Below are 24,760 nucleotides of genomic sequence, written 5' to 3'. Positions count from 1 at the left end.
TCGATGAAACTCAATGATCTGAGTCCAGCGCCGGGTTCCCGTCGCGAAAAGCATCGTCCGGGCCGTGGTATCGGTAGCGGTTTGGGTAAGACTGGTGGCCGTGGCCACAAAGGTCAAACCTCCCGCTCCGGTGGCACCATTGCTCCAGGCTTTGAAGGCGGTCAACAGCCGCTGCATCGTCGCCTGCCTAAGTTCGGTTTCGTATCCCTGAAAGCCATGGACCGCGCAGAAGTGCGTCTGTCCGAGCTGGCTAAAGTGGAAGGCGACATCGTTACTGTGCAGACCCTGAAAGATGCCAACGTGATCAACGTCAACGTACAGCGTGTGAAAATCATGCTGTCCGGTGAAGTGACTCGCGCTGTCACTATCGGCAAGGGAATCGGCGCCACCAAAGGTGCGCGTTCGGCTATCGAAGCAGCTGGCGGCAAGTTCGAGGAATAAATGGCTAAGCAAGGTGCTCTCTCAGCGCTCGGCAAAGGCGGTATGTCTGAACTTTGGGCTCGTCTGCGTTTTCTGTTCCTGGCGATTATCGTCTACCGAATAGGCGCACACATCCCGGTTCCAGGTATCAACCCGGACCGACTCGCAGACCTGTTTCGACAGAATGAGGGGACCATTCTTAGCTTGTTCAACATGTTTTCCGGCGGCGCGCTGGAACGGATGAGCATCTTTGCACTGGGGATCATGCCGTACATTTCGGCATCGATCATCATGCAACTGATGACCGCCGTCAGCCCGCAGCTGGAGCAGTTGAAGAAGGAAGGTGAAGCTGGCCGTCGCAAGATTAGCCAGTACACCCGCTACGGCACTGTCATCCTCGCCCTGGTTCAAGCTATCGGCATGTCCGTTGGCCTGGCGGGGCAGGGTGTTGCGTTCACTGGTGACTTTGGCTTCCATTTCGTCGCGGTATCCACGTTTGTGGCTGGTGCGATGTTCATGATGTGGCTGGGTGAGCAGATTACTGAGCGTGGTGTTGGTAACGGTATCTCGATGTTGATTTTCGCAGGTATCGTCGCCGGTCTTCCGAGAGCGATCGGGCAGTCTTTCGAGTCTGCACGTCAGGGTGATATCAACATTTTCGCCCTGGTTGCCATCGGTTTGCTGGCAGTAGCGATTATCGGTTTTGTGGTGTTCATTGAGCGTGGCCAGCGTCGTATTGCTGTTCACTACGCCAAGCGTCAGCAGGGCCGCAAGGTCTTTGCCGCGCAGACCAGCCACTTGCCGCTGAAAGTGAATATGGCCGGTGTTATTCCGGCGATTTTCGCGAGCAGCATCTTGCTGTTTCCGGCTTCGTTGGGTACCTGGTTTGGTCAGTCTGAAAACATGGGCTGGCTGCAGGACCTCTCTCAGTCGATCGCTCCTGGTCAGCCGTTGAATATTCTGCTGTTTAGTGCAGGGATTATTTTCTTCTGCTTCTTCTATACGGCGTTGATGTTCAATCCGAAAGACGTAGCGGAAAACCTGAAGAAGTCCGGTGCCTTTATTCCGGGCATCCGTCCAGGTGAGCAGTCTGCACGCTACATTGATGGCGTTCTGACTCGTTTGACCCTGTTCGGTGCTCTATATATGACGGCCGTGTGCTTGTTGCCCCAGTTCCTGGTGGTTGCAGCAAACGTTCCGTTCTACCTTGGCGGGACCTCGTTGCTGATCGTGGTCGTGGTTGTGATGGACTTCATGTCCCAAGTACAATCGCACCTCGTTTCGCACCAGTACGAATCCCTGATGAAGAAAGCCAACCTGAAGGGTTACGGCAGCGGCATGTTGCGCTGAGTACCCATAAGGTTCGAGGAGTTGGTGATGAAAGTTCGTGCATCGGTGAAAAAGCTGTGCCGTAACTGCAAGATTATTCGCCGCGAAGGTGTTGTTCGAGTAATTTGCAGCGCGGAACCGCGTCACAAACAGCGCCAAGGCTGAGTGTGATCCGCTTGAAGCCCGGCAGCTAGTGCGCTGCCGGGTTGATTATTTGTTATTACAGCGATATTATCTCGCGCCCTATTTCTTGGCTTCCGGGGCGTAGGTAGCTGTCAATTGGAGTCCCACTGAATGGCCCGTATTGCAGGCGTTAACATTCCAGATAACAAGCACACTGTTATCTCGCTGACCTACATCTATGGTGTTGGTCGCACTACTGCGCAGAAAATTTGCGCGGTCGCTGGGGTAAACCCAGCCGCTAAGATCAAGGATCTGAGCGACGAGCAGGTTGAATTGCTGCGTGGCGAAGTGGCGAAGTTCACCACTGAAGGTGACCTGCGTCGCGAAATCAACATGAAAATCAAGCGTTTGATGGACCTCGGTTGCTATCGCGGTCTGCGTCATCGTCGTGGTCTTCCAGTACGCGGTCAGCGTACCAAGACTAACGCGCGTACCCGTAAAGGTCCGCGTAAGCCGATCCGCAAGTAATCGCCCCCGCGAATCGACAGGAAAATTATCATGGCAAAACCTGCTGCTCGTCCTCGTAAAAAAGTTAAAAAGACAGTGGTTGATGGCATCGCCCACATCCATGCTTCTTTTAACAACACCATCGTGACCATCACCGACCGTCAAGGTAACGCGCTTTCTTGGGCTACCTCCGGTGGTTCGGGTTTCCGCGGTTCCCGCAAGTCCACCCCGTTTGCTGCTCAAGTAGCTGCTGAACGTGCTGGTCAAGCTGCGCTGGAATACGGCCTGAAAAACCTCGACGTTAACGTCAAAGGTCCAGGTCCAGGTCGTGAGTCCGCTGTCCGTGCTTTGAACGGCTGTGGCTATAAGATCGCCAGCATCACCGACGTGACGCCAATCCCGCACAACGGGTGCCGTCCGCCGAAGAAGCGCCGCGTGTAATCCAGGAGATTGTAAAGAATGGCTCGTTACATTGGTCCAAAATGCAAACTCGCTCGTCGCGAAGGCACCGATCTCTTCCTGAAGAGCGGCGTGCGCGCGATCGAATCGAAGTGCAACATTGAAGCAGCACCTGGTATCCACGGCCAACGCCGCGGTCGCCAGTCCGATTACGGCACCCAACTGCGTGAAAAGCAGAAGGTCCGTCGTATCTACGGCGTTCTCGAGCGTCAGTTCAGCGGCTACTACAAAGAAGCTGCTGGCAAGAAAGGTGCAACCGGTGAAAACCTGCTGCAACTGCTCGAATGCCGTCTGGACAACGTTGTATACCGTATGGGCTTTGGTTCTACTCGTGCCGAATCCCGTCAGCTGGTATCGCACAAGTCGATCAGCGTTAACGGCCAGACCGTAAACGTTCCGTCCTACCAGGTTCGTGCTGGTGACGTGGTCGCTGTTCGCGAGAAAGCAAAAAACCAACTTCGCATTGTCCAAGCTCTCGATCTGTGTGCCCAACGTGGCCGCGTAGAATGGGTAGAAGTAGACACTGAGAAGAAGTCGGGCGTTTTCAAGAACGTTCCAGCTCGCAGTGATCTGTCCGCCGACATCAACGAAAGCCTGATTGTCGAGCTCTACTCCAAGTAAGGGCTAGAAAATAGGTGCATCCATGCAGATTTCGGTAAATGAGTTCCTGACACCCCGCCACATTGATGTGCAGGTTGTCAGTCCAACCCGCGCCAAAATCACACTCGAGCCTCTCGAGCGTGGTTTTGGCCACACCCTGGGCAACGCGCTGCGCCGCATCCTGTTGTCCTCAATGCCCGGCTGTGCAGTAGTCGAGGCCGAGATTGACGGTGTGCTCCACGAGTACAGCGCCATCGAAGGTGTACAGGAAGACGTAATTGAAATCCTGTTGAACCTTAAAGGTCTGGCTATCAAGCTGCACGGCCGTGACGAAGTTACGCTGACCTTGTCGAAGAAGGGTTCGGGGGTGGTTACCGCTGCCGATATTCAGCTGGATCATGATGTCGAGATCGTTAACCCCGATCACGTAATCGCTAACCTGGCGTCTAACGGCGCCCTGAACATGAAGCTCACTGTAGCTCGTGGTCGTGGTTATGAACCGGCCGACTCGCGTCAGAGCGATGAAGACGAAAGCCGCAGCATTGGTCGCTTGCAGCTTGACTCTTCGTTCAGCCCGGTTCGCCGCATCGCATACGTGGTGGAAAACGCCCGTGTCGAGCAGCGTACTAACCTGGACAAGCTGGTTATTGATCTGGAAACCAACGGTACTCTGGACCCTGAAGAGGCTATCCGTCGCGCTGCAACCATTCTGCAACAGCAGTTGGCTGCGTTCGTCGACCTCAAAGGCGACAGCGAGCCAGTGGTAATCGAGCAGGAAGACGAGATCGATCCGATCCTGCTTCGCCCGGTTGACGATCTGGAACTGACTGTACGTTCGGCTAACTGCCTTAAGGCGGAAAACATTTACTACATCGGCGACCTGATTCAGCGTACCGAAGTAGAACTGTTGAAGACTCCGAACCTGGGCAAGAAATCCTTGACTGAAATCAAGGACGTTCTGGCCTCCCGCGGTCTGTCCCTCGGCATGCGCCTCGACAACTGGCCGCCTGCAAGTCTTAAGAAGGACGACAAGGCGACTGCCTGATCGTCGTAATCACCGAACGTGAGTTTGGTAAGGAATGAACCATGCGTCATCGTAAAAGTGGACGTCACCTGAGCCGTACCAGCTCGCACCGTAAGGCCATGTTCCAAAACATGGCGGTGTCGCTGTTCGAGCACGAGCTGATCAAAACTACACTGCCGAAAGCTAAAGAACTGCGTCGCGTTGCTGAGCCGCTGATCACTTTGGCTAAGACAGACAGCCTGGCTAACCGCCGTCTGGCCTTCGACCGTACTCGTTCGAAAGCTATCGTTGGTAAGCTCTTCAACGACCTGGGCAAGCGTTACGCTACCCGTGAGGGTGGCTACCTGCGCATCCTCAAGTGCGGTTTCCGCGCTGGCGACAACGCGCCTATGGCGTATGTCGAGTTGGTTGATCGTGCTACTGCCGGCGAAGCTGTAAGCGCCGAGTAAGACGACAGTCTGTAACGAAGAACCGGGCCTAGCGCCCGGTTTTTTGTGCGCGTAAGAAAAGCGCCATGGATACAAGCGTGCATCGATCTGGCCGCGGCATTATGGGCGTCGGGTGTATTGGTAGTAATTTTCTATTGATGTCCACAATTTAATGAATTTGTAGACGTCATGTTGATGATCAATACTCACTGCAAGCCGATTAGCCGGCAGTTCCAAGTCCGACCTGAGGAAGATTGAACATGAGCCAGAACAAAATTCTTACCACCGCCAGCGGCGCTCCCGTGGCGGATAACCAGAACTCCCGTTCCGCCGGCCCGCGTGGCCCGTTGTTGCTCGATGATTTTCACCTGATCGAGAAGCTCGCTCACTTCAACCGCGAAAACATCCCTGAGCGTCGCGTACACGCCAAAGGTTCGGGTGCTTACGGCACGTTCACCGTCACCCGGGACATTACTCAGTACACCAGCGCCAAGCTGTTCGAGGCCGTTGGTAAACAAACGCCGACCTTTCTGCGTTTCTCCACGGTTGGTGGCGAACGTGGTTCGGCGGATACCGAGCGCGACCCTCGTGGCTTTGCCTTGAAGTTCTACACCGAAGAAGGCAACTGGGACATCGTCGGTAACAACACCCCGGTGTTCTTCATCCGCGACCCACTCAAGTTCCCTGATTTCATCCACACTCAAAAACGCCTGCCGCAAAGCAATCTGAAAAGCGCGCAGATGATGTGGGATTTCTGGTCGCACTCCCCGGAGGCGCTGCACCAGGTCACCATCCTGTTTTCGGACCGTGGTATCCCTGACGGTTACCGCCACATGCACGGCTTCGGTAGCCACACCTACAGCTTGATCAACGCCAAGGGCGAGCGGCACTGGGTGAAGTGGCACTACAAGACCAAGCAAGGCATCAAGAACCTGGCACCGGCCGAGGCGGCACGTTTGGCCGGTACCGACCCTGATTACGCACAGCGCGATCTGTTTGGTGCGATCGAGCGCGGGGATTTCCCGAAATGGCGCGTCTGCATTCAGATCATGACCGAGGCCCAGGCCAACGCACATTACGAGAACCCCTTTGACGTGACCAAAACCTGGTCGCAGAAGGAGTTCCCGCTGATCGAAGTCGGTGAACTGGAGCTCAACCGTAATCCGCAGAACTACTTCGCCGAAGTGGAACAAGCGGCGTTCGGCCCGAGCAACATGGTTCCGGGTGTTGGCCTGTCGCCGGACCGCATGCTGCAAGGTCGCGTCTTCGCTTACGCAGATGCCCACCGCTACCGTATCGGCACCAACCACCAGCAATTGCCGGTGAATGCCCCACGTAGCCCGGTCAACAGCTACCAGCGTGATGGCTCGATGGCCTTCGGCAGCAACGGTGGTGCGGCGCCCAACTATGAGCCAAACAGCTACGCCGACGCGCCGAAACAAGCGCCACAGTACGCCGAGCCCGCATTGGCCCTGAGTGGTGCCGCGGATCGTTACGATCACCGCGAAGACACCGACTATTACAGCCACGCCGGTGCGCTGTTCCGCCTGATGAACGATGAGCAGAAAGCCTTGCTCACCGGCAACATCGCCGGCGCCATGGCGGGGGTTTCCAGTGATGTGGTCCAGCGGCAGTTGCAGCACTTCTTCAAAGCCGATCCGGCTTATGGAGAAGCAATCGCAAAGGCGCTGGGTGTATCGATTAACTGACTCTAAACGATAAGCAGAACCGCCCTCATTTGGGCGGTTTTTGCGTTAAATCAGCTGTTTTTCTCAGGAAATCTTCACTTTTCAGCCGTTGGCTCCGTGACCTATGGGTCAGCATGGTTCAAACTAAAGACTTTCAAGCAGGGAGATGTAGGGCGATGCAAGGTCACCCCGACGTAATCGATTACCTCAACACGTTGCTGACGGGCGAACTCGCGGCTCGTGACCAATATTTCATCCATTCGCGTATGTACGAAGACTGGGGCTTTACCGAGCTCTACGAGCGTATCAACCACGAGATGGAAGAAGAGACCCAGCACGCCGACGCACTGATGCGCCGTATCCTGATGCTCGAAGGCACGCCACGCATGCGTCCCGACGACTTGGACGTAGGCACAACGGTGCCTGAGATGCTCGCCGCTGACCTGCGCCTCGAGAACAAGGTCCGTGCCGCGCTGTGCAAGGGCATCGAGCTGTGCGAGCAGCACAACGACTATGTCACCCGTGAAATTCTGCGCGTGCAGTTGGCCGACACCGAAGAAGATCACACCTACTGGCTGGAAAAGCAGCTGGGCCTGATCAAGCTGGTCGGCCTGGAGAATTACCTGCAATCGCAGTTCTGATTCCCGGCTGTAAAAAAGCCCCTGTCACCGTTGAAGTGACAGGGGCTTTTTATTGGGCCGGATAAATCAGGCCCGGTCGCGCGCGAGCAACGGTTTCAAGTAGTAACCCGTGTGCGATTGCGGCATCTCGGAGACCTGCTCCGGCGTACCTACCGCGATGATCTGACCGCCCTTGGAACCGCCTTCCGGCCCGAGGTCGACCAGCCAGTCGGCGGTCTTGATCACATCCAGGTTGTGCTCGATCACCACCACGGTGTTGCCGTGGTCACGCAGGCGGTGCAACACATCCAGTAATTGCTGAATGTCCGCGAAGTGCAGGCCCGTGGTCGGCTCATCGAGGATATACAGGGTTTTACCGGTATCGCGCTTGGACAGCTCACGGGACAGCTTGACCCGTTGCGCTTCACCACCGGACAGCGTGGTCGCCGATTGCCCCAGCTTGATGTACGACAAGCCCACATCCATCAGCGTCTGCAGCTTGCGCGCCAACGCCGGAACCGCGTCGAAGAACACCCGCGCTTCCTCGATGGTCATCTCCAGGGTTTCGTGGATGTTCTTGCCCTTGTATTTGATCTCAAGGGTTTCGCGGTTGTAGCGCTTGCTCTTGCACACATCGCACGGCACGTAGATGTCCGGCAGGAAGTGCATCTCTACCTTGATCAAGCCATCGCCCTGGCACGCTTCGCAGCGCCCGCCCTTGACGTTGAACGAGAACCGGCCCGGCCCGTAGCCCCGCGAGCGGGATTCCGGCACGCCGGCGAACAACTCGCGAATGGGCGTGAACAGCCCGGTATAGGTCGCCGGGTTGGAGCGGGGGGTACGGCCAATCGGGCTCTGGTCGATATCGACCACTTTGTCGAGGAGCTCCAGGCCCTTGATGCTGTCATGTGCAGCCGCTTCCAGCGTGGTCGCGCCGTTCAGGGCGGTGGCGCTCAACGGGAACAACGTGTTGTTGATCAGCGTCGACTTGCCCGAGCCGGAAACACCCGTCACGCAGGTCAGCAGACCCAGCGGAATTTCCAGGTCGACATTGCGCAGGTTGTTGCCGCGCGCGCCCTTGAGGTGCAACGCCATCTTCTTGTTGCGTGGCGTGCGCTTGGACGGCACTTCAATCCTCACGCGCCCGGACAGGTACTTGCCGGTCAGCGAGTCTGGATGAGCCATCACCTCGGCAGGCGTGCCTTGGGCGACGATATGCCCACCATGCACGCCAGCGCCCGGGCCGATATCGACCACATAATCGGCCAGGCGAATCGCGTCTTCGTCGTGCTCGACCACGATCACCGTGTTGCCGATGTCCCGCAGGTGTTTCAGCGTGCCCAGGAGGCGATCGTTATCGCGCTGGTGCAAGCCAATCGACGGCTCATCGAGGATATACAACACGCCCACCAGGCCGGCGCCGATCTGGCTGGCCAGGCGGATGCGCTGGGCTTCACCGCCCGACAAGGTATCGGCGCTGCGGTCCAGCGACAGGTAATCCAGGCCGACGTTGACCAGGAACTGCAGGCGCTCGCGAATCTCCTTGAGGATCTTGTCGGCAATCTCCCCACGGCGTCCGGTCAGCGTGAGTACGCCGAAATATTCACAGGCGTCGCCGATCGGCAGGTTGGTCACCGCCGGCAGGGTCTTCTCGCCAACCCATACGTGCCGCGCCTCACGGCGCAGGCGGGTGCCACGGCAATCCGGGCAGGGCTGGGTGCTGAGGAACTTGGCCAGTTCTTCCCGCACGCTCGCCGACTCGGTCTCGCGGTAGCGGCGTTCGAGGTTGGGCACGATGCCTTCGAACGGATGCGAGCGCTTGACGATATCGCCACGGTCGTTGAGGTATTTGAAGTCGACGTTCTGCGAGCCGCTGCCGTTGAGAATGACCTTCTGCTGATCCGCCGGCAGTTGGTTGAACGGTACTTCCAGGCTGAACTTATAGTGCGAGGCCAATGAGCCGAGCATCTGGAAGTAATAGACATTACGCCTGTCCCAGCCGCGTATCGCACCTTCCGCCAGCGTCAGCTCGCCATTGACCAGGCGCTTGATGTCGAAAAACTGCTTCACGCCCAGGCCATCGCAGGTCGGGCAGGCGCCGGCCGGGTTGTTGAAGGAAAACAGCTTGGGTTCCAGCTCGCTGATGGCGTGGCCACAGATCGGGCAGGCAAAGCGTGCGGAGAAGATGATCTCTTCGCCCGGTTCGTCGTCCATCGGCGCGACCAGGGCGATACCGTCCGCCAGCTTCAGGGCTGTCTCGAAGGACTCCGCCAGACGCTGCTGCAAATCGGCGCGGACTTTGAAGCGGTCGACCACGACATCGATCGAGTGCTTCTTCTGCTTGTCGAGCTTCGGCGCTTCGTCCAGCTCGTACAGCTTGCCGTTGATCCGCGCACGCACGAAACCTTGCGCGCGCAGTTCTTCAAACACTGAAAGGTGTTCACCCTTGCGCTCGCGAATCACCGGCGCCAGCAGCATCAGCTTGGCGCCTTCCGGCTGGGCCAGCACCAGGTCGACCATCTGGCTGACGGTCTGGGCTTCCAGCGGGATGTCGTGGTCCGGGCAGCGCGGGATACCGACGCGCGCATACAGCAGGCGCAGGTAGTCGTAGATCTCGGTGATGGTGCCCACGGTGGAGCGCGGGTTGTGGGAAGTCGACTTCTGCTCGATGGAAATTGCCGGCGACAGGCCTTCGATGGTGTCGACGTCGGGCTTTTCCATCATCGACAGAAACTGGCGGGCATAGGCCGACAGCGACTCGACATAGCGCCGCTGGCCTTCGGCGTACAGCGTGTCGAACGCCAGCGACGATTTGCCGGACCCGGACAAACCGGTGATGACGATCAGTTTGTCCCGGGGCAGGGTCAGGTCGATGTTCTTCAGGTTGTGGGTTCTAGCCCCACGAATCAGGATCTTGTCCAAGATGGCCTCGCACGGCGGGCGTAAATAATGCCGGAGTATACGGCTAAAGACTGGATGAATATACACTGTCAAGGTGCCAGGTGCAGCCTTACATGAAACCTGCGCGGCAAACCGCCGCATATACCCTCTCAATCGATGGGACTGGTAGAATCGCCGCCGGTTCACACGAGGTTTTTCCATGCACGATCCCCACAGCGAACGCATGAGTAGCGGCGAGACCCGAGCAGCAAGCGGTCTGGCCCTGGTGTTCGCCTTCCGTATGCTTGGCATGTTCATGGTGTTGCCGGTGCTGGCGACCTACGGGATGGATCTCGCAGGCGCGACCCCCGCCCTGATCGGCCTGGCCATTGGCGCTTATGGCCTGACCCAGGCGATTTTCCAGATTCCGTTCGGGATCATTTCCGACCGCATCGGCCGCCGCCCGGTGATCTACCTCGGGTTGATCGTGTTTGCCCTCGGCAGCGTACTCGCGGCCCAGTCCGATTCGATCTGGGGCGTGATCGCCGGGCGTGTCCTACAGGGCGCTGGCGCGATTTCCGCAGCGGTCATGGCCTTGCTGTCGGACCTTACCCGCGAACAACACCGCACCAAGGCCATGGCCATGATCGGCATGACCATCGGCCTGTCGTTCGCCGTCGCGATGGTGGTCGGCCCGTTGCTGACCCGTGCCTTCGGTTTGCACGGGCTGTTCCTGGCCACCGGCGGCATGGCGTTGTTCGGTATCGTGATCGTGGCCTTCATGGTGCCGCGTTCCACCGGCACTCTGCAGCACCGTGAATCCGGCGTCGCGCGCCAGGCGCTGCTGCCTACCCTCAAGCACCCGGACCTGCTGCGCCTGGATTTAGGTATCTTTGTATTGCACGCGATGCTGATGAGCAGCTTCGTGGCCTTGCCCCTGGCCCTGGTGGAAAAAGCCGGGCTGCCCAAGGAACAGCACTGGTGGGTCTATCTGACCGCGCTGCTGATTTCATTCTTCGCCATGATCCCGTTCATCATCTATGGCGAGAAGAAACGCAAAATGAAACGAGTTTTACTCGGCGCCGTCGTGACGCTGATGCTCACTGAGCTATTCTTCTGGCAGTTCGGCGACAGCCTGCGGGCGCTGGTAATCGGTACGGTGGTGTTCTTCACCGCGTTCAACCTGCTGGAGGCTTCGCTGCCTTCGCTGATCAGTAAAGTTTCACCGGCCGGCGGCAAGGGCACGGCGATGGGGGTGTATTCCACCAGCCAGTTCCTGGGCTCTGCACTGGGCGGCATCATGGGTGGCTGGATGTTTCAGCACGGCGGTTTGTCGGTTGTGTTCCTCGGATGCGCAGGTCTGGCTGCCCTCTGGCTAGCCTTTGCTGTTACCATGCGCGAACCTCCCTATGTGACGAGTCTGCGCTTGCCGTTATCGCCTGAAGCGATACGCGAAGCTGGCTTGGCCGAGCGCCTTAAGGCCGTTACAGGGGTTACCGATGCTGTGGTTATTGCTGAAGAAGCCGCCATCTACATCAAATTGGACACCGAATTATTGGATCGCGCGACGCTCGAGCAACTGGTCAACCCAGTGCCGACAGCGCGCCCAGCTTAGGAGAACGTTATGGCCCGTGGGGTTAACAAAGTCATATTGGTCGGTACATGCGGCCAGGATCCCGAAGTTCGCTACTTGCCTAACGGTAACGCCGTGACCAACCTGAGTCTGGCGACCAGCGAACAGTGGACCGACAAGCAGACCGGCCAGAAGGTCGAGAAAACCGAATGGCACCGTGTGTCGATGTTCGGCAAAGTGGCAGAGATCGCCGGTGAATACCTGCGCAAAGGTTCGCAGGTCTACATCGAAGGCAAACTGCAGACCCGCGAGTGGGAAAAAGACGGCATCAAGCGTTACACCACTGAAATCGTGGTCGACATGCAAGGCACCATGCAACTGCTCGGCGGCCGTCCACAGGGCGACCAACAGGGCCAGGGCGGCATGTCCAACTCGGCACCGCGTCCACAGCAGTCGCGTCCGCAGCCAAGCCAGCAGCCACAGCGTGAGTCGCGTCCAGCGCCACAACAGGCTGCTCCGCAACCGGCTGCAGATTTCGACAGCTTTGATGACGATATTCCGTTCTAGGTCCAAGACCCAAAACGAGCAATACACAAGAACCCCCGCTGGCGTAGGCCGCGGGGTTTTTTTATGTCCGTTGATCAGGCCTCCGTCGAAGCTCACATTGCCAGCCCCGACATTTGTTCCCACGGCTCACAACATTTAGGCTGTGATCAACCTTTAAACACAAGGAACGCCGCGATGACCTGGTCCGCCAAGCAATACACGCTGTTCGAACAACAGCGCACACGCCCCGTCCGTGATCTGGTCGCGGCCATTCCCAATACCGCGGTGCAAACCGCCGTCGACCTGGGCTGCGGCCCCGGTAATTCCACGCAAGTGTTGGCCGAGCGTTTTCCGCAGGCTCGCGTCACCGGCATGGACAGCTCCGACGACATGCTGGCCGACGCCCGCAAGCGCCTGCCGACGCTGAACTTCGAACGGGCGGATATCGGCGCCTGGAGCCCGGCGCAACCGTTCGATGTGATCCTGGCGAATGCTTCCCTGCAATGGCTGCCGGACCACGCCACGCTTTACCCGCACCTGGTCAGCCAGTTGACCTCCGGCGGAACCCTGGCGGTGCAAACCCCGGACAACCTCGACGAGCCCGCCCATCGGCTGGCGCGTGAAGTCGCCGCCGATGGCCCATGGTCCGCCAGGATCGGCGCGGTCAAACACAATGAACGGCACACGGCGAGCTATTACTACGAACTGCTGAGCAAACACTGCAGCGCTGTCGATGTGTGGCGCACCACCTACCTGCACCCGCTGGCGGATCACGCGGCTGTGGTGGAGTGGTTCAAGGCCTCGGCATTGCGGCCGTTCCTCGCACCGTTGAGTGACGACGAAAAAGCCGCCTTCCTACAGGACTATCAGGCGCGAATTACCCAGGCTTATCCGGCCCTGGCTGATGGCACCGTGCTGCTGCCTTTCCCGCGCCTGTTCATCATCGCAACCCGCTAGCCCCACGCCCGCACGTGGCGGTCAGGCCGCCGCCGCTTGCGCCTGCAAGTATTCCTGCGTCGACACCACGCTCGCATACCCAAATGCCAGCGATGCCATATACGCCCCATGCACCTGCGCCGCCGGAATCACTTGCCCGTTGAACTCCTGATCCCGCGTGGCGCAGGCGTCATGGAGCACGGTGACCTTGTAACCGAGGTCCGCCGCCGCCCGTACCACGGCGTCGATGCACATATGGCTCATGCTGCCGACCACCACCAGGTCCGTGATGCTGCGTTGTTCCAGCGCCGTGCGCAGTTGGGTTTCGCGAAACGCATTCACGAAATGTTTAAGCACCACCGGCTCACTGCCTTCGTTCAGCACCTTGGGGTGCAGATGCGCGCCTTCGGAGCCTGGGGTGAAGAACGGTGCATCTTCCGAGGTGAACTCATGGCGCACATGAATCACCGCATCGCCCGCCTGGCGAAATGCCTGCAGCGCCTGCGCGGCCTTGTCTGCCGCGGCTTCCACGCCGTCGAGTGGCCACTTGCCGTGGGGGAAGTAGTCATTCTGGATATCGATTAGGATGAGCGCTTGCTTGGCCATGTGTGTTGCCTCGTGATGGGTTGATGGGCGCCAGTATCGTAGCTGGCGCACCGACCGGGGATTGGCTGCACCGACAATAGCAGGGGGAAAACTGACAATGGCCGTGGAACGCTCGATCATCGAGTTGGGTGTGTTGATCTATCAGGGCGCGCAACTGGCGGCGGTGCATGGCCTGACCGATCTGTTCGGGGTGGCCAACCGGATCGCCGCCGCGCACCAATCCGCGCAATTGCCGCTGCTGCGGGTCAGCCATTGGCAGGTGGCGGCAGATGGTACGCCCGCGCGCGTATTCGCCAGCCATCCCGGCCCCGGCCAACCGCTGATGGCCGTGCTGGTGCCACCGTCGATTGGCGAATTCACCGAGCAACAGACGCCACCCGCGTTGTTGCAATGGCTACGCCAACAACACGCGGCGGGCACCGTGCTCGGTGGCGTGTGCATCGGCTCGATCATGCTGGCGCGCAGTGGTTTGCTGGACGGGCGCAGCGCCACCACCCATTGGTCTTCCGCCAGTACGTTCGCAGAGCATTACCCTGCAGTGCGTCTGGAAGCGGATAAACCGATCGTCGATGACGGCGACCTGATCACCACCGCCGGGCTGATGGCGTGGTCCGAACTGGGCCTGCGTCTGGTCGACCGCCTCATGGGGCCGAGCGTTGCGGCGGACACGGCGCGCTTTCTGGTGATAGAGCACAGCGACAGCGCCAGCCAGTGCGGCAGCAACTTTGCGCCGATTCTCGGGCATGGCGACGGCGCGATCCTGAAAGTGCAGCACTGGTTGCAAGCCAGTGGCGCGGTGGATGTCTCGGTGGCGGCGATGGCGCAGGAGGCCGGCCTCGAAGAACGCACGTTCCTGCGGCGCTTTCGCGGCGCGACGGGTTTGAAACCCACCGAATACTGCCAACACCTGCGAGTGGGCAAAGCCCGGCAAATGCTCGAGTTCACCAACGGCACCATCGACCATATCGCCTGGACCGTGGGCTATCAGGACCCCAGCGCGTTTCGCGCCACCTTCAAGAAAATCACCGGCCTGGCGCCCAGCGAGTATCGCAGCCGGTTTGGTGTGTGAAGAATGTTTCGTCGTCACCGCCCTCGCTCGCCTCGTCAGCTTCCTATAGGCCCGATGAGGCCTTCAAAGTCACCCGGCTCAATGCCTGATCAACTTCTCCAACACCGCCCGCTGATCCCCCTCCACCAACAGTTGCTGTTTGCCGCCGACCATCACCGCCGCCGGCAACCCATCGCGATACACAATCCGATTACCACTCACCGCCGGCACTTTGCTGCCCGGCAATAGCGTGCCCACCAGGTTCAGCGGATCAGCCCCGCACACCGCGATCAGGCTTCCATCATGGGCCCGCCGCCGCACCTCACGCAGCAGCGGGATCGCTTCCGGCAAGGCGAACTGTTCGCCCGCCAACCCGCTGACGAACCGCCCGCCGCGAATCTCCCCGCGTGCCTCCAGGCGGTGAAAGGTGCGCAACAGTTCGCGCCAGCTTGGCAGCCAATCCGCCTCGCGCTCCAGCAGTCGCCAGAACACCACGCCGTAGCGGCGCAGCAAGGTCATCGCCACATGCTCCAGGGTTTCGGCCGAGTGCGGGCCGGCGGCGGTCGACGGGCGCCGGATCAGCGCCCAGCGCCCGGCATCGTCCATGCCGCCGACAAATGCACCGCGCCCGCGCCGGCTGCTGCGCGCCTGGCGTTTACTCGCGGGCGTGGTCAGTGCACGCAGCCCGGCGAAACTGTCGGCGTTCACCAGGCCGGCACCGACCAGCTCCTGCAGCGCCGTTTCCAGCTCGCTGCGCAGCAGATGGGCTTCGTGGGCCAGCTCATCGAAAAACAACGCGCCGTGTTCGCGCAAGGTCTGGTGGACTTTCTGCGCCTTGGGCGACAACGTCGTGCTGTCGGTCTGTTCGGTCAGCCCGCTCCACAGCGGCACCTGGCTGCGCGGCAGCAGCACCACGGGCGTGCTGCGCAGGGCGGTGGCGCCGGGCTTGTTGCTCAGGCGTGTCCACACCAGCTTGCCGCTGCGGCACAGGTCGTCGAGCCAGGTTGATGTGTAATCCTTGAGCCGCGCGCTGAGCAAGTCACTGTCCCAGGCCGAGGTGGCCGCCGCGTAGCCTTCGAACTGGGCGACGATCTGCGGCAACATCGCGCTGCCCTGGCCACGCGTACCGTCGGACAGGTGCTGCCAATCGAACAGAAAGCGCATGAAGTCCTGCAACGCCACCGGCTCGATTTCCCGGCGCAGGCGCTTGACCGTGTAGCGATGAATCCGCGCCAGCAGGTGCCGTTCGCACCATTGTTCCTCGCGGGCGCCGGGGCTGAAACGCCCGCGCAACACATAGCCTTCCTGCTCCAGGCGGGCCAGGGCCTGGGCGATGTCGGTCACCGGCAGCCCAAGGGGCGCGGCGATTTCGATCAGGCTCAGCGGGCCGAACCCCCCGAGGCGCGCGCGCAGCACTTCCACCAGCGCGTCATCGAAGGTCCAGGGCTCATCGAAGCCGGGCAACAGCGGCAAGTCGTTGGGGTAAATCGCCCGCAAGCAACTCAGGCGTTCCACCGCCACCCACTGGCTTTGGGGCAGATGACAGGCGCGTCCGCCCTTGGCCAGCGTTTGCAACCACTGCTGCCATTGCGGCGTAACCTCGCTGTCGACGATGCACGCCAGGCTCATCAACGCCTCATGCATTTCATCCAGGCCATGGGGCGCCGGCCAGGCCTCTTCGCGCACGCCGGCGATGGCGTCGGCGTCCAGCGCGCCAAGGTCGTCGGTGCTCTGCGGGTCGCTCCAGCGCCGGTTGAGCACGGCCTGGGTGCGGCGTTCTTCCAGCGGCGCGTCGTCGAGAAAGGTGTAGGGCCGCGCGCTGAGAATTTCCGCGGCCATGGGCGAGGGCGCCGGCAGGTCGCGGCTGATCAGGCGTACCTCGCCGCGCTCGATGCGCCGCAACAGGGCCAGCCAGGCGTCGCTGTCCATCGCTTCGTGCAGGCAGTCATCCAGGGTTTGTTCGACCAGCGGGTGGTCGGGTACTTCGCGCTCGCCGGCGAGGTTTTCCAGGCACGCGATCTGGTCGGGAAACACGCTGGCGATCAGGTCTTCGCTTTTCATCCGCTGGATCTGCGGCGCCACCTTGCGCCCGCCGGTAAAACGCGGCAACGCCAGGGCCACCCCGGCGTTCCAGCGCCAGCGCACGCCGAACAACGGCGCGTCGAGCACGGCCTGGATCAGCAGGTGCTCGGCGGTCTGGCTGTTGAGATACCGCCACACCTCATCCAGCGCGAAACTGTGGCTGGTGGACAGCGACAGCACGATCGCATTCTCGCTGGCCGCCGCTTGCAGTTCGAAGTTGAAGGTGCGGCAGAAGCGCTTGCGCAGCGCCAGGCCCCAGGCGCGGTTGATGCGGCTGCCGAACGGCGTGTGGATGATCAGTTGGGTGCCGCCGGACTCGTCGAAAAACCGCTCCATGATCAGCGTGTCCTGGGACGGCAACGCGCTGAGCGCCAGGCGCGCGCGGGCCAGGTAATCCACGATCTGCTCGGCGCTGGCGCGGTTCAGGCCCAGGGTGTCGGTGAGCCAGGCGAGGGTGGGTTGCAGATCGCCGGGCGTGGCGCCGAGCAGTTCGTCCAACTGGCCCTGCAAACGCGCGACCGCCGCCGACAATTCGCGGCTGCGCCCCGGCGCCTCGCCGAGCCAGAACGGGATGGTCGGCGGCTGGCCATGGGCGTCCTCGACCCGCACCTTGCCGGCTTCGACCCGCAAGATCCGGTAGGACGTATTACCGAGCTGGAAGACATCCCCGGCGATGCTTTCCACCGCGAAGTCTTCGTTGACGCTGCCGATGTTCAGGCCCTGAGGCTCGAGCAACACGCTGTAGTCGGCGTTGTCGGGGATGGTGCCGCCGCTGGTCACGGCGGTCAGCCTGGCGCCCCGACGGCCGCGCAGGGTGCCGGTCACGGCGTCGCGGTGCAGGTAGGCGCTGCGGATGCCCTGGCGGCCGTTGTAGCCGTCGCAGAGCATCTGCACCAGCGCCTGGTAATGGCGTTCATCCAGCTCGGCATAGGGCGCGGCGCGGTGGATAAGTTCGAGCAGTGCCTGTTCCGGCCATTCCCGCGCGCTGACTTCGGCGACGATTTGCTGGGCCAGCACGTCCAGCGGCGCGACCGGGATGTGCAAGGTGTCCAACTCGCCCCGGCGCACGCAGTCGAGCAGGGCGGCGCATTCGATCAGGTCATCGCGGGTGGTAGCGAACAGGCGCCCCTTGGGCGTGCCGCCGACCTGGTGCCCGGAGCGACCGACTCTTTGCAGAAACCCATTGATGGAACCGGGCGAGCCGATCTGGCACACCAGGTCGACCTCGCCGATATCGATCCCCAACTCCAGGGATGCGGTGGCGATCAGCACCTGCAGCGCGCCAGCCTTGAGCCGTTGTTCGGCGTCCAGGCGCAACTCCTTGGCCAGGCTGCCGTGGTGCGCGGCCACGGCGGACTTGCCCAGGCGCTCGCTCAAATGCCGCGCCAGGCGTTCGGCCAGGCGCCGGGTGTTGACGAAAATCAGCGTGGTGCGGTGTTCGCGGGCGAGGGCGGCGAGGCGGTCGTAGACCAATTCCCACACGTCGTTGGCCATTACCGCTGACAGCGGCACCGGCGGCACTTCGATATCCAGGTCACGCGGGCGCGCATGGCCGATGTCGACGATTGCGCACGGACGTGCCGTGCCCACCAGAAAACGCGACACCGCCTCGATGGGTTTTTGCGTGGCCGACAGACCGATGCGTATCAACGGCTCGGCGCACAAGCCTTGCAGGCGTTCGAGGCTCAGGGCCAGGTGACTGCCGCGTTTGCTCGCCGCGATCGCATGGATCTCATCGACGATCACCGTGCGCGTGCTGGCGAGCATCTGCCGGCCGGAGTCCGAGCCCAGCAGCACGTAGAGCGATTCCGGCGTGGTCACCAGAATATGCGGCGCACGCTTGCGCATCAGCACGCGGTCTTTTTGCGGCGTGTCGCCGGTACGCACGGCGGTGCGGATCGCCAGCGGTGGCAGGCCCAGTTGCTGTAAATGCGCGGTGATCCCGGTCAGCGGGGTTTGCAGGTTGATCTGGATGTCGTTGGACAGCGCCTTGAGCGGCGACACATACACCACCTGGGTTTCATCCGGCAGTTGCCCGCCGTTGGCCAGGCCTTGATGAACCAGGTCATCGAGCACTGCGAGGAAGGCCGTCAGCGTCTTGCCGGAGCCGGTGGGCGCGGCGATCAGCGTCGAGCGGCGCTGGCGGATCAGCGGCCACGCCTGGGCCTGGGCGTGGGTCACCGAGGGGAAGGTGCTGCGGAACCAGGCGCTGACGGCGGGGTGAAAGCCGTTCAAGACCGTATCGGTTGTTTCAGGAAGGTTCATGATCCCTATATGCAACCGCCCGGGCCAAGTTGCAAGCCCGCACTTTGTCCGTGACGGTTGCGCTACAAACCCGCAAAATGCAACGATTCTGGCAAATACCCACGGCAAGGCTCAAACGCCTGTCGATACTAGCCATCGTTCCAAACAGACCGGGCCAGCTCAATCTATGCGAATGCGCCTTATGTTGTTGGGCGGCGGGAATGCCCTCGGGCAGGCGCTGATTCGCCTCGGTGCAGAGGAAGACATCGGTTTCCTCGCCCCCAAACCGCCCCAAGACGGCTGGGATGCCGCGAGCCTTACCCAATTGCTCGACGACACCCGTCCCGATGCGTTGATCAACCTCGCCTACTATTTCGATTGGTTCCAGGCCGAAACGGTCAGCGAAAGCCGTCTGGCCGCCCAGGAGTCGGCGATCGAACGCCTGGCCGAACTGTGTCAGCACCACAGCATCACCTTGCTGCAACCGTCCAGCTACCGCGTGTTCGATGGCTCCCGCGCCACTGCCTACAGCGAAAAGGACGAGCCGGTGCCCCTGGGCCTGCGCGGCCAGGCGTTGTGGCGTATCGAACAGAGCGTGCGCGCCACCTGCCCGCAGCATGTGTTGCTGCGCTTTGGCTGGCTGCTGGATGACAGTGTCGACGGCACCCTCGGGCGTTTCCTGGCGCGGGCCGAGCAGACTGAAGAATTGCTGATGGCAGACGACCGTCGCGGCAATCCGACGCCGGTGGACGATGCGGCACGGGTGATCATCTCCGTACTCAAGCAACTCGATTGCGCGGCGCCGCTGTGGGGCACTTATCACTACGCCGGTCACGAGGCGACCACGCCGTTGGCGCTGGGCCAGGCGATCCTCACCGAAGCGCGCAGTTTCCGTGCGCTGGTGATCGAAGCCCCCACCGCCCAGGCCCATGCGGCTCGGCCGGATGCCGGTGAAGAACCGCAACACGCGGTGCTGGCCTGCAAGAAAATTCTCCACACCTTCGGCATCAAGCCGCGGGCGTGGCGAGCAGGGTTGCCGGCGTTGCTGGATCGGTTCTACCGCCGTAGCTGAAACACCCCAAAGCAAAATGTGGGAGGGTGCTTGCCCCCGATAGCGGTGGCTCAGTCAATGAATCTGTTGACTGACGCCGCGATATCGGGGGCAAGCCCCCTCCCACATTGGTTTTGCGGTGTTTGTGAAATATCGCTTAGAACTTGTAGCCGATACCAACCATGTAAACGAATGGATCAACGTCAACATTGACCTTGGCGCGAGTGCCTGGGCCCAGACCGTTGTTTTCCACGGTGGCCGTGGTGCTGATGTCGATATAACGGACCTGGCCGTTGATCATCCACTTGTCGGTGATCATGTAGTCAGCACCGATCTGTGCGGCCCAGCCCCAGGAGTTGTCGGCCTTGAAGTTGCTGAAACCGCTTTGTTTCGCGCTGCCGCTGAGGCTCTCGTCATAGATCCAGGTGTAGTTGATACCGGCACCCACATACGGTTGGAACTTCGAGGCGCTGTCCAGCGGGTAGTACACGACGCTCAGGGTTGGCGGCAGTTGTTTCAGGGAGCCGAGCTTACCGTTGGCTGCGTTTACGGAAGTGCCCTTGAGTTTCACGTCATGCGAGAACGGGGTGGCCGCCAGCAGTTCGATACCCCAGTGGCTGCTGAACATGTAGGCGAAGTTCAGACCCAGTTGCGTGTCGCTGCTCAAGGTCGCCTTGCCGCCCAGGTTGGCGCCGGTCGATGGGCCCTGGTCAACTTTGACGTTACCGCTGTCTGTGTTCGGGTTCACGGTAATCGCACCGGCACGAATCAGGATGTCACCGGCCTCGTAAGCGTGGGCAACGGGGGCGGCGAGGGCGAGCGCGAAGAGTGACGCGCCGAGCAGAGACTTATTGTTCATGGGAGCTCCAGAGGACGTTTAAAGGTTGTACATCCAATGGTAAAGATCGTTCCGTTCGGTCTTTTGACGCAGCTCAATGAATGGGTGATAAGCGCTATTCCGGCAATTCGTAGACGTAAATCTTCTCGGCATCCATCTGATAGCCGGCGTCGGCCAGCTCACTGGAGGACGGTTTGACCTGCATCACGCCCTCGATCCAATACGGCTGATACAGCTCGTCGAGTTTCACGCCGACTTCGCTTTTCACATGCACGATCTGGTTCGACGGCGGTGGCGGTACGTGAATGCACGCGCCGAAATACGGCACCAACAGGAACTCGGTGGTACGGCCTTCTTCACTGACTTCCAGCGGCACGATATAGCCCGGCAGGCGGATATGCCGGCCGTCGAGGCTTGGCACCACCGGTGCGTTGGGCAAGTCCTGCTTGGCCGCTGGCGCGGCTTCCACCGACAACGCATCGGCCATTTTCGACAGGTCGTGCAGCGGTTTCATATTGGGGATTTCCGGCGGCGCGTCCGCCGGGATCATTTCCTGCCAGGACAAATCCTTGGGCTGATCCTCCGCCCAGGCGGGCGCAGCCAGCAGCAACAACAGGGCAAACAGGGCACGACGCATCGAAGCCTTCCTCATAAACGTATGGACAGGCCATCGGCCAAGGATTGTCGATAGGCCCGCCACGCCGGCACGCTGCCCATCAGCAGCGCCGCCGCGAGGATGCCGGCGAGCAAGCTCCATTCATACTCGCTGGGCCAGGCCATCGGCAGGTCCAGGCCGTAGTTGGCCTGCAGGTACCCGCGTGAAGCGGCGATGCACACGTACAGCAGACCCACGCCGGCGATCACACCGGACAGCGCCAGGGCGAAGGCTTCGAAGATCAGCAACGTCGCGATATGCCACGGCCGCGCGCCCACCGAACGCAGGATCGCCATTTCGCGACGGCGCTCGTTGAGGCTGGTGAGGATCGCGGTGAGCATGCCGATCAAACCGGTCAGCACCACGAACAGCGAGATCACGAACAGCGCTTTTTCCGCGGTGCCCATCATGCTCCACAGCTCTTGCAGCGCCACGCCGGGCAGGATCGCCAGCATTGGTTCGCCACGGAACTCATTGATCTCGCGTTGCAGGGCGAAGGTGGAGATCTTGTTGTTCAAGCCGAGCATGAAGGCGGTGATCGCCTGCGGGGTCAGGTCCATGTTGCGCGCCTGATCGGCACTGATGCGGCCTTTGCCCTGGGCCGGTACGCCGTTGTGCCAGTCGATATGGATCGCTTCCATGCCGCCGAGGCTGATATGCAGTGTGCGGTCCACCGGGGTGCCGGTGCGCTTGAGGATGCCGACCACGGTGAACGGTTTGTCATCGTGCTTGACCAGGCTCACCACCGCCACGCCATGGGCCAGCACCAACTGGTCGCCGAGCTTGTAGTGCAGCGCTTCGGCCACTTCGGCGCCGAGTACCACTTCGAACGGATCGGTGGCGAAGGCGCGGCCGCTGGCCAGTTCGAGGTGTTGCTTGCGGCCGTACTGGTAGTGCTCGAAATAGGATTCGTTGGTGCCCATCACCCGGTAGCCGCGATGGGAGTCGCCGAGGGAGATCGGAATCGCCCATTTCACTTGCGGGTTGGCGGCGAAGTGTTCGTAGCTGTCCCAACGGATATTGTTGGTGGCGTTGCCGATGCGGAACACCGAATACAGCAGCAGGTTGACCGAGCCGGAGCGCGCGCCGACGATCAGGTCGGTGCCGCTGATGGTGCTGGCGAAACTGTTGCGCGCTTCAACGCGCACCCGCTCCACCGCCAGCAGCAGGCACACCGAGAGGGCGATGGCGAAGGCGGTGAGGATCGCGGTAAAGCGGCGGTTAGCCAGGCTGGCCATGGCTAGACGGAACAGATACATCTCAAACCTCTGCGGGCGTGGCGGCGCGATTGAGTTCGGCCAGCGACAGGTGACGGTCGAACAGCGGGGCCAGGCTCTGGTCATGGCTGACAAACAACAGGCTGGCGCCGGCCTCGCGGCATTCGGCGAACAACAGTTGCAGGAAGGCTTCGCGGGCGTCGTAGTCCAGCGCCGAGGTGGGCTCGTCGGCGATCACCAGCTCCGGCTGGCCGATCAGCGCACGGGCGGCGGCCACCCGTTGTTGCTGGCCGATCGACAGCGAGTCGGCGCGGCGCTCCAGCAGGGCGCTGTCCTTCAACCCCAGGTGCGCCAGCAACGCCGCGGCGGCCTGGTCGACACTGCCGTGGCGCTGCTTGGCCCGCTGCGCGCGCAGCTTGGAAAAGTGGCACGGCAACTCGACGTTTTCGCGCACCGACAGGAACGGCAGCAGGTTGAACTGCTGGAAGATGTAGCCGGTGTGGTCGACGCGAAAACGGTCGCGGGCACTGGCCGAGAGTTCGGTCAGTTCCTGGCCGAGCAGACGGATGCTACCCCGGCCGGGTGTCTGCACGCCGCCCAGCAGGCCGAGCAGGGTGGTCTTGCCACTGCCGCTGGGGCCCTTGAGAAACAGGGTCTCCCCCGGTTCCAGGCGGAACGCGGGGATGTCCAGCAACGGCGGGTGTCCGGGCCAGTTGAAGCCCAGGTCGGACAGTTCGATCAATGCGTGGCTCATGGCTACTCAGAACTTCAGGGTGGCTGCTGTGACCGTCGCTTCCACACCTTGCTGGCCGCTCGGGCCGATCAGTTGTACCTGAATTTTCTGGGTGGCGGGGAAGGTCTTGAACACCTGGCTCAGGTCGAGGTTGCTCAAGGCCGTCGGCGTGGCGCAGGTGAACTGGTAGTGGGCGTGGATTTCGCTGTGGTCGTGATGGTGCTCGTGGGCGGCCGCGTCTTTGTCGGCGGTGGCGTGGTCGTCATCGTCGTCATCATGCTCGGCTTCGGGCTTGTCGCCGAACAGCGGGCTGTTGAGTTCCTGGGTGCTGACCACGCAACCGGCGGCCTTGGGCAGGTTGAACAGGGCGGCTGGGTTTTCCAGCTGTTTGCGCACGGCGGCGACCTTGGCTTTGTCGGTGGCGCTGGTGGCCGGGTGTTCGAACCCCACCAGGTTCATCGCCGGGCTGTCCAGCTCAAGCTCCAGGGCCTGGCCGTCGAGCACCGCGTTGAGACGGCCGACCCCGTGTTCATGGGCTCCCAGGCTGGCATGCTCATGATCATGCTCGTCAGCGGCGTGGGCGATAGCCAGTGGCAGCAGGGCAAACGGCAAAGCAAGCAGCAGACGGCGCATGGGGAAGCTCCAGAACATGAAATTTATGTTATGTGATCTTATAACAATAGTGTCGAGAGTTTGACCGTCCGCTTGGCGTTGCGCAAGCCGCATGGGAGCATGCCCGTCGGAAAAAATGCAGGAGTAGGGACGATGTTGCGGATTCGTGGAACTGTCGGCGACCTGCCGGTGGACTTGACCCTGGAGCTGGATGACGCTGATTGGGCACGCCTGCGCGCGCAGTTGCAGACGACGCCGGTGGCCAGCGCCACCGCTGCGCCGGCCGTTGCGGTCAAGCAGAACGATGACCTGTGGCAGAACGCCCAGGACCTGTTGCGCGCCGCCGGCCAGCTCAACGGGCTGGAATTGCTCGATCAACTGGAAGGACTGGCCGGCGACGCCGCAGCGGGCAAGCGCCTGCTGGTGCGCCTGCGCCATAGCGGCCAGGTCAAGGTCAGCAGCGGCGGTGATACGCCGCTCTATACCTGGATTGACCCGTTGTAGGAGCGAGCTTGCTTGCGAAGAGCGTCAACCACAACGC

Annotated in this window: 24 protein-coding genes; 16 read left to right on the top strand and 8 right to left on the bottom strand. The window is 61.2% G+C overall.

Translation table 11 applies throughout. The annotated features are described in order from the left end of the window. The first annotated feature begins 3 nt into the window (after positions 1–3). The 10 genes from rplO to bfr all read left to right on the top strand — a co-directional run bounded on the left by rplO (position 4) and on the right by bfr (position 7,219). The gene (gene rplO, locus PverR02_RS28370; RefSeq protein ID WP_003176407.1) at positions 4–441 is read left to right on the top strand and encodes a 50S ribosomal protein L15; all 438 of its coding nucleotides are present in this window, start codon (positions 4–6) and stop codon (positions 439–441) included. Further along, positions 442–1,770, top strand: a complete 1,329-nt coding sequence (gene secY / locus PverR02_RS28365) for a preprotein translocase subunit SecY (protein ID WP_003176406.1) — start codon at positions 442–444, stop codon at positions 1,768–1,770. Positions 1,771–1,797: 27 nt separating this feature from the next. Next, positions 1,798–1,914 (top strand): 50S ribosomal protein L36, encoded by a 117-nt coding sequence (gene rpmJ, locus PverR02_RS28360; RefSeq protein ID WP_002555468.1) that lies wholly within the window; start codon positions 1,798–1,800, stop codon positions 1,912–1,914. Positions 1,915–2,043: 129 nt separating this feature from the next. Next, entirely contained in the window at positions 2,044–2,400 is a 357-nt protein-coding gene (rpsM, locus tag PverR02_RS28355; RefSeq protein WP_017848803.1) for a 30S ribosomal protein S13, read from the top strand. Between the two features lie 30 nt (positions 2,401–2,430). Continuing rightward, positions 2,431–2,820, top strand: a complete 390-nt coding sequence (gene rpsK / locus PverR02_RS28350; protein ID WP_002555466.1) for a 30S ribosomal protein S11 — start codon at positions 2,431–2,433, stop codon at positions 2,818–2,820. A gap of 18 nt (positions 2,821–2,838) precedes the next feature. Continuing rightward, a complete protein-coding gene (gene rpsD / locus PverR02_RS28345; RefSeq protein ID WP_003176404.1) occupies positions 2,839–3,459 on the top strand; it encodes a 30S ribosomal protein S4 in 621 nt (206 codons plus the stop codon). Positions 3,460–3,481: 22 nt separating this feature from the next. After that, positions 3,482–4,483, top strand: coding sequence for a DNA-directed RNA polymerase subunit alpha (locus PverR02_RS28340; RefSeq protein WP_003176403.1), 1,002 nt, complete (start codon positions 3,482–3,484; stop codon positions 4,481–4,483). Positions 4,484–4,524: 41 nt separating this feature from the next. Then, the gene (gene rplQ / locus PverR02_RS28335; protein WP_003176402.1) at positions 4,525–4,911 is read left to right on the top strand and encodes a 50S ribosomal protein L17; all 387 of its coding nucleotides are present in this window, start codon (positions 4,525–4,527) and stop codon (positions 4,909–4,911) included. Positions 4,912–5,150: 239 nt separating this feature from the next. Beyond that, the gene (locus PverR02_RS28330) at positions 5,151–6,599 is read left to right on the top strand and encodes a catalase (RefSeq protein WP_079444808.1); all 1,449 of its coding nucleotides are present in this window, start codon (positions 5,151–5,153) and stop codon (positions 6,597–6,599) included. 155 nt (positions 6,600–6,754) lie between these two features. Beyond that, positions 6,755–7,219 carry a bacterioferritin gene (gene bfr, locus PverR02_RS28325; RefSeq protein WP_017848805.1) on the top strand — a complete coding sequence of 155 codons (465 nt, stop codon included), beginning with the start codon at positions 6,755–6,757 and terminating at the stop codon, positions 7,217–7,219. A gap of 66 nt (positions 7,220–7,285) precedes the next feature. On the opposite strand, the gene uvrA is transcribed toward bfr, so the two are convergent. Further along, the gene (uvrA, locus tag PverR02_RS28320; RefSeq protein WP_046381878.1) at positions 7,286–10,120 is read right to left on the bottom strand and encodes an excinuclease ABC subunit UvrA; all 2,835 of its coding nucleotides are present in this window, start codon (positions 10,118–10,120) and stop codon (positions 7,286–7,288) included. Positions 10,121–10,298: 178 nt separating this feature from the next. Between uvrA and PverR02_RS28315 the strand changes: the two genes are divergently transcribed. The 3 genes from PverR02_RS28315 (at position 10,299) to tam (ending at position 13,154) form a co-directional block, all read left to right on the top strand. Then, a complete protein-coding gene (locus tag PverR02_RS28315) occupies positions 10,299–11,693 on the top strand; it encodes an MFS transporter (protein ID WP_017849543.1) in 1,395 nt (464 codons plus the stop codon). A 9-nt stretch (positions 11,694–11,702) separates the two neighbouring features. Continuing rightward, positions 11,703–12,218, top strand: a complete 516-nt coding sequence (locus tag PverR02_RS28310) for a single-stranded DNA-binding protein (RefSeq protein ID WP_017849542.1) — start codon at positions 11,703–11,705, stop codon at positions 12,216–12,218. 174 nt (positions 12,219–12,392) lie between these two features. Then, positions 12,393–13,154 (top strand): trans-aconitate 2-methyltransferase, encoded by a 762-nt coding sequence (gene tam, locus PverR02_RS28305; protein ID WP_046381880.1) that lies wholly within the window; start codon positions 12,393–12,395, stop codon positions 13,152–13,154. Between the two features lie 21 nt (positions 13,155–13,175). On the opposite strand, the gene PverR02_RS28300 is transcribed toward tam, so the two are convergent. Further along, the gene (locus PverR02_RS28300) at positions 13,176–13,739 is read right to left on the bottom strand and encodes a cysteine hydrolase family protein (RefSeq protein ID WP_079444807.1); all 564 of its coding nucleotides are present in this window, start codon (positions 13,737–13,739) and stop codon (positions 13,176–13,178) included. 97 nt (positions 13,740–13,836) lie between these two features. Between PverR02_RS28300 and PverR02_RS28295 the strand changes: the two genes are divergently transcribed. Further along, positions 13,837–14,808, top strand: a complete 972-nt coding sequence (locus PverR02_RS28295; RefSeq protein ID WP_046482562.1) for a GlxA family transcriptional regulator — start codon at positions 13,837–13,839, stop codon at positions 14,806–14,808. A 78-nt stretch (positions 14,809–14,886) separates the two neighbouring features. On the opposite strand, the gene PverR02_RS28290 is transcribed toward PverR02_RS28295, so the two are convergent. Then, on the bottom strand, positions 14,887–19,134 hold the full coding sequence (locus PverR02_RS28290; protein ID WP_079444806.1) for a DEAD/DEAH box helicase: 4,248 nt from the start codon (positions 19,132–19,134) through the stop codon (positions 14,887–14,889). A gap of 166 nt (positions 19,135–19,300) precedes the next feature. Here PverR02_RS28290 and PverR02_RS28285 point away from each other — a divergent pair, with 166 nt between their 5' ends. Continuing rightward, the gene (locus tag PverR02_RS28285; RefSeq protein WP_026140363.1) at positions 19,301–20,185 is read left to right on the top strand and encodes a sugar nucleotide-binding protein; all 885 of its coding nucleotides are present in this window, start codon (positions 19,301–19,303) and stop codon (positions 20,183–20,185) included. A gap of 136 nt (positions 20,186–20,321) precedes the next feature. Here PverR02_RS28285 and PverR02_RS28280 read toward each other — a convergent pair whose 3' ends face one another. The 5 genes from PverR02_RS28280 to PverR02_RS28260 all read right to left on the bottom strand — a co-directional run bounded on the left by PverR02_RS28280 (position 20,322) and on the right by PverR02_RS28260 (position 24,240). Next, the gene (locus PverR02_RS28280; RefSeq protein WP_079444805.1) at positions 20,322–21,023 is read right to left on the bottom strand and encodes an OmpW/AlkL family protein; all 702 of its coding nucleotides are present in this window, start codon (positions 21,021–21,023) and stop codon (positions 20,322–20,324) included. A gap of 94 nt (positions 21,024–21,117) precedes the next feature. Next, positions 21,118–21,639, bottom strand: a complete 522-nt coding sequence (locus PverR02_RS28275; RefSeq protein WP_046482555.1) for a DUF3299 domain-containing protein — start codon at positions 21,637–21,639, stop codon at positions 21,118–21,120. A gap of 11 nt (positions 21,640–21,650) precedes the next feature. Continuing rightward, entirely contained in the window at positions 21,651–22,916 is a 1,266-nt protein-coding gene (locus PverR02_RS28270; protein ID WP_026140362.1) for an ABC transporter permease, read from the bottom strand. 1 nt (position 22,917) lies between these two features. After that, positions 22,918–23,628: an ABC transporter ATP-binding protein gene (locus tag PverR02_RS28265; protein WP_046381886.1), complete on the bottom strand. Its 711-nt coding sequence runs from the start codon at positions 23,626–23,628 to the stop codon at positions 22,918–22,920. Between the two features lie 6 nt (positions 23,629–23,634). Beyond that, positions 23,635–24,240, bottom strand: a complete 606-nt coding sequence (locus PverR02_RS28260; RefSeq protein ID WP_079444804.1) for a DUF2796 domain-containing protein — start codon at positions 24,238–24,240, stop codon at positions 23,635–23,637. 132 nt (positions 24,241–24,372) lie between these two features. On the opposite strand from PverR02_RS28260, the gene PverR02_RS28255 reads away from it, so the two are divergent. After that, positions 24,373–24,723, top strand: a complete 351-nt coding sequence (locus PverR02_RS28255; protein ID WP_017849585.1) for a hypothetical protein — start codon at positions 24,373–24,375, stop codon at positions 24,721–24,723. The last annotated feature ends 37 nt before the right edge of the window (positions 24,724–24,760 follow it).

Source organism: Pseudomonas veronii (assembly GCF_002028325.1).
GTDB lineage: Bacteria > Pseudomonadota > Gammaproteobacteria > Pseudomonadales > Pseudomonadaceae > Aquipseudomonas > Aquipseudomonas veronii.
The sequence above is the reverse complement of the archived record's forward strand: the minus strand, read 5'-3'. Positions and strand labels throughout refer to the sequence as shown.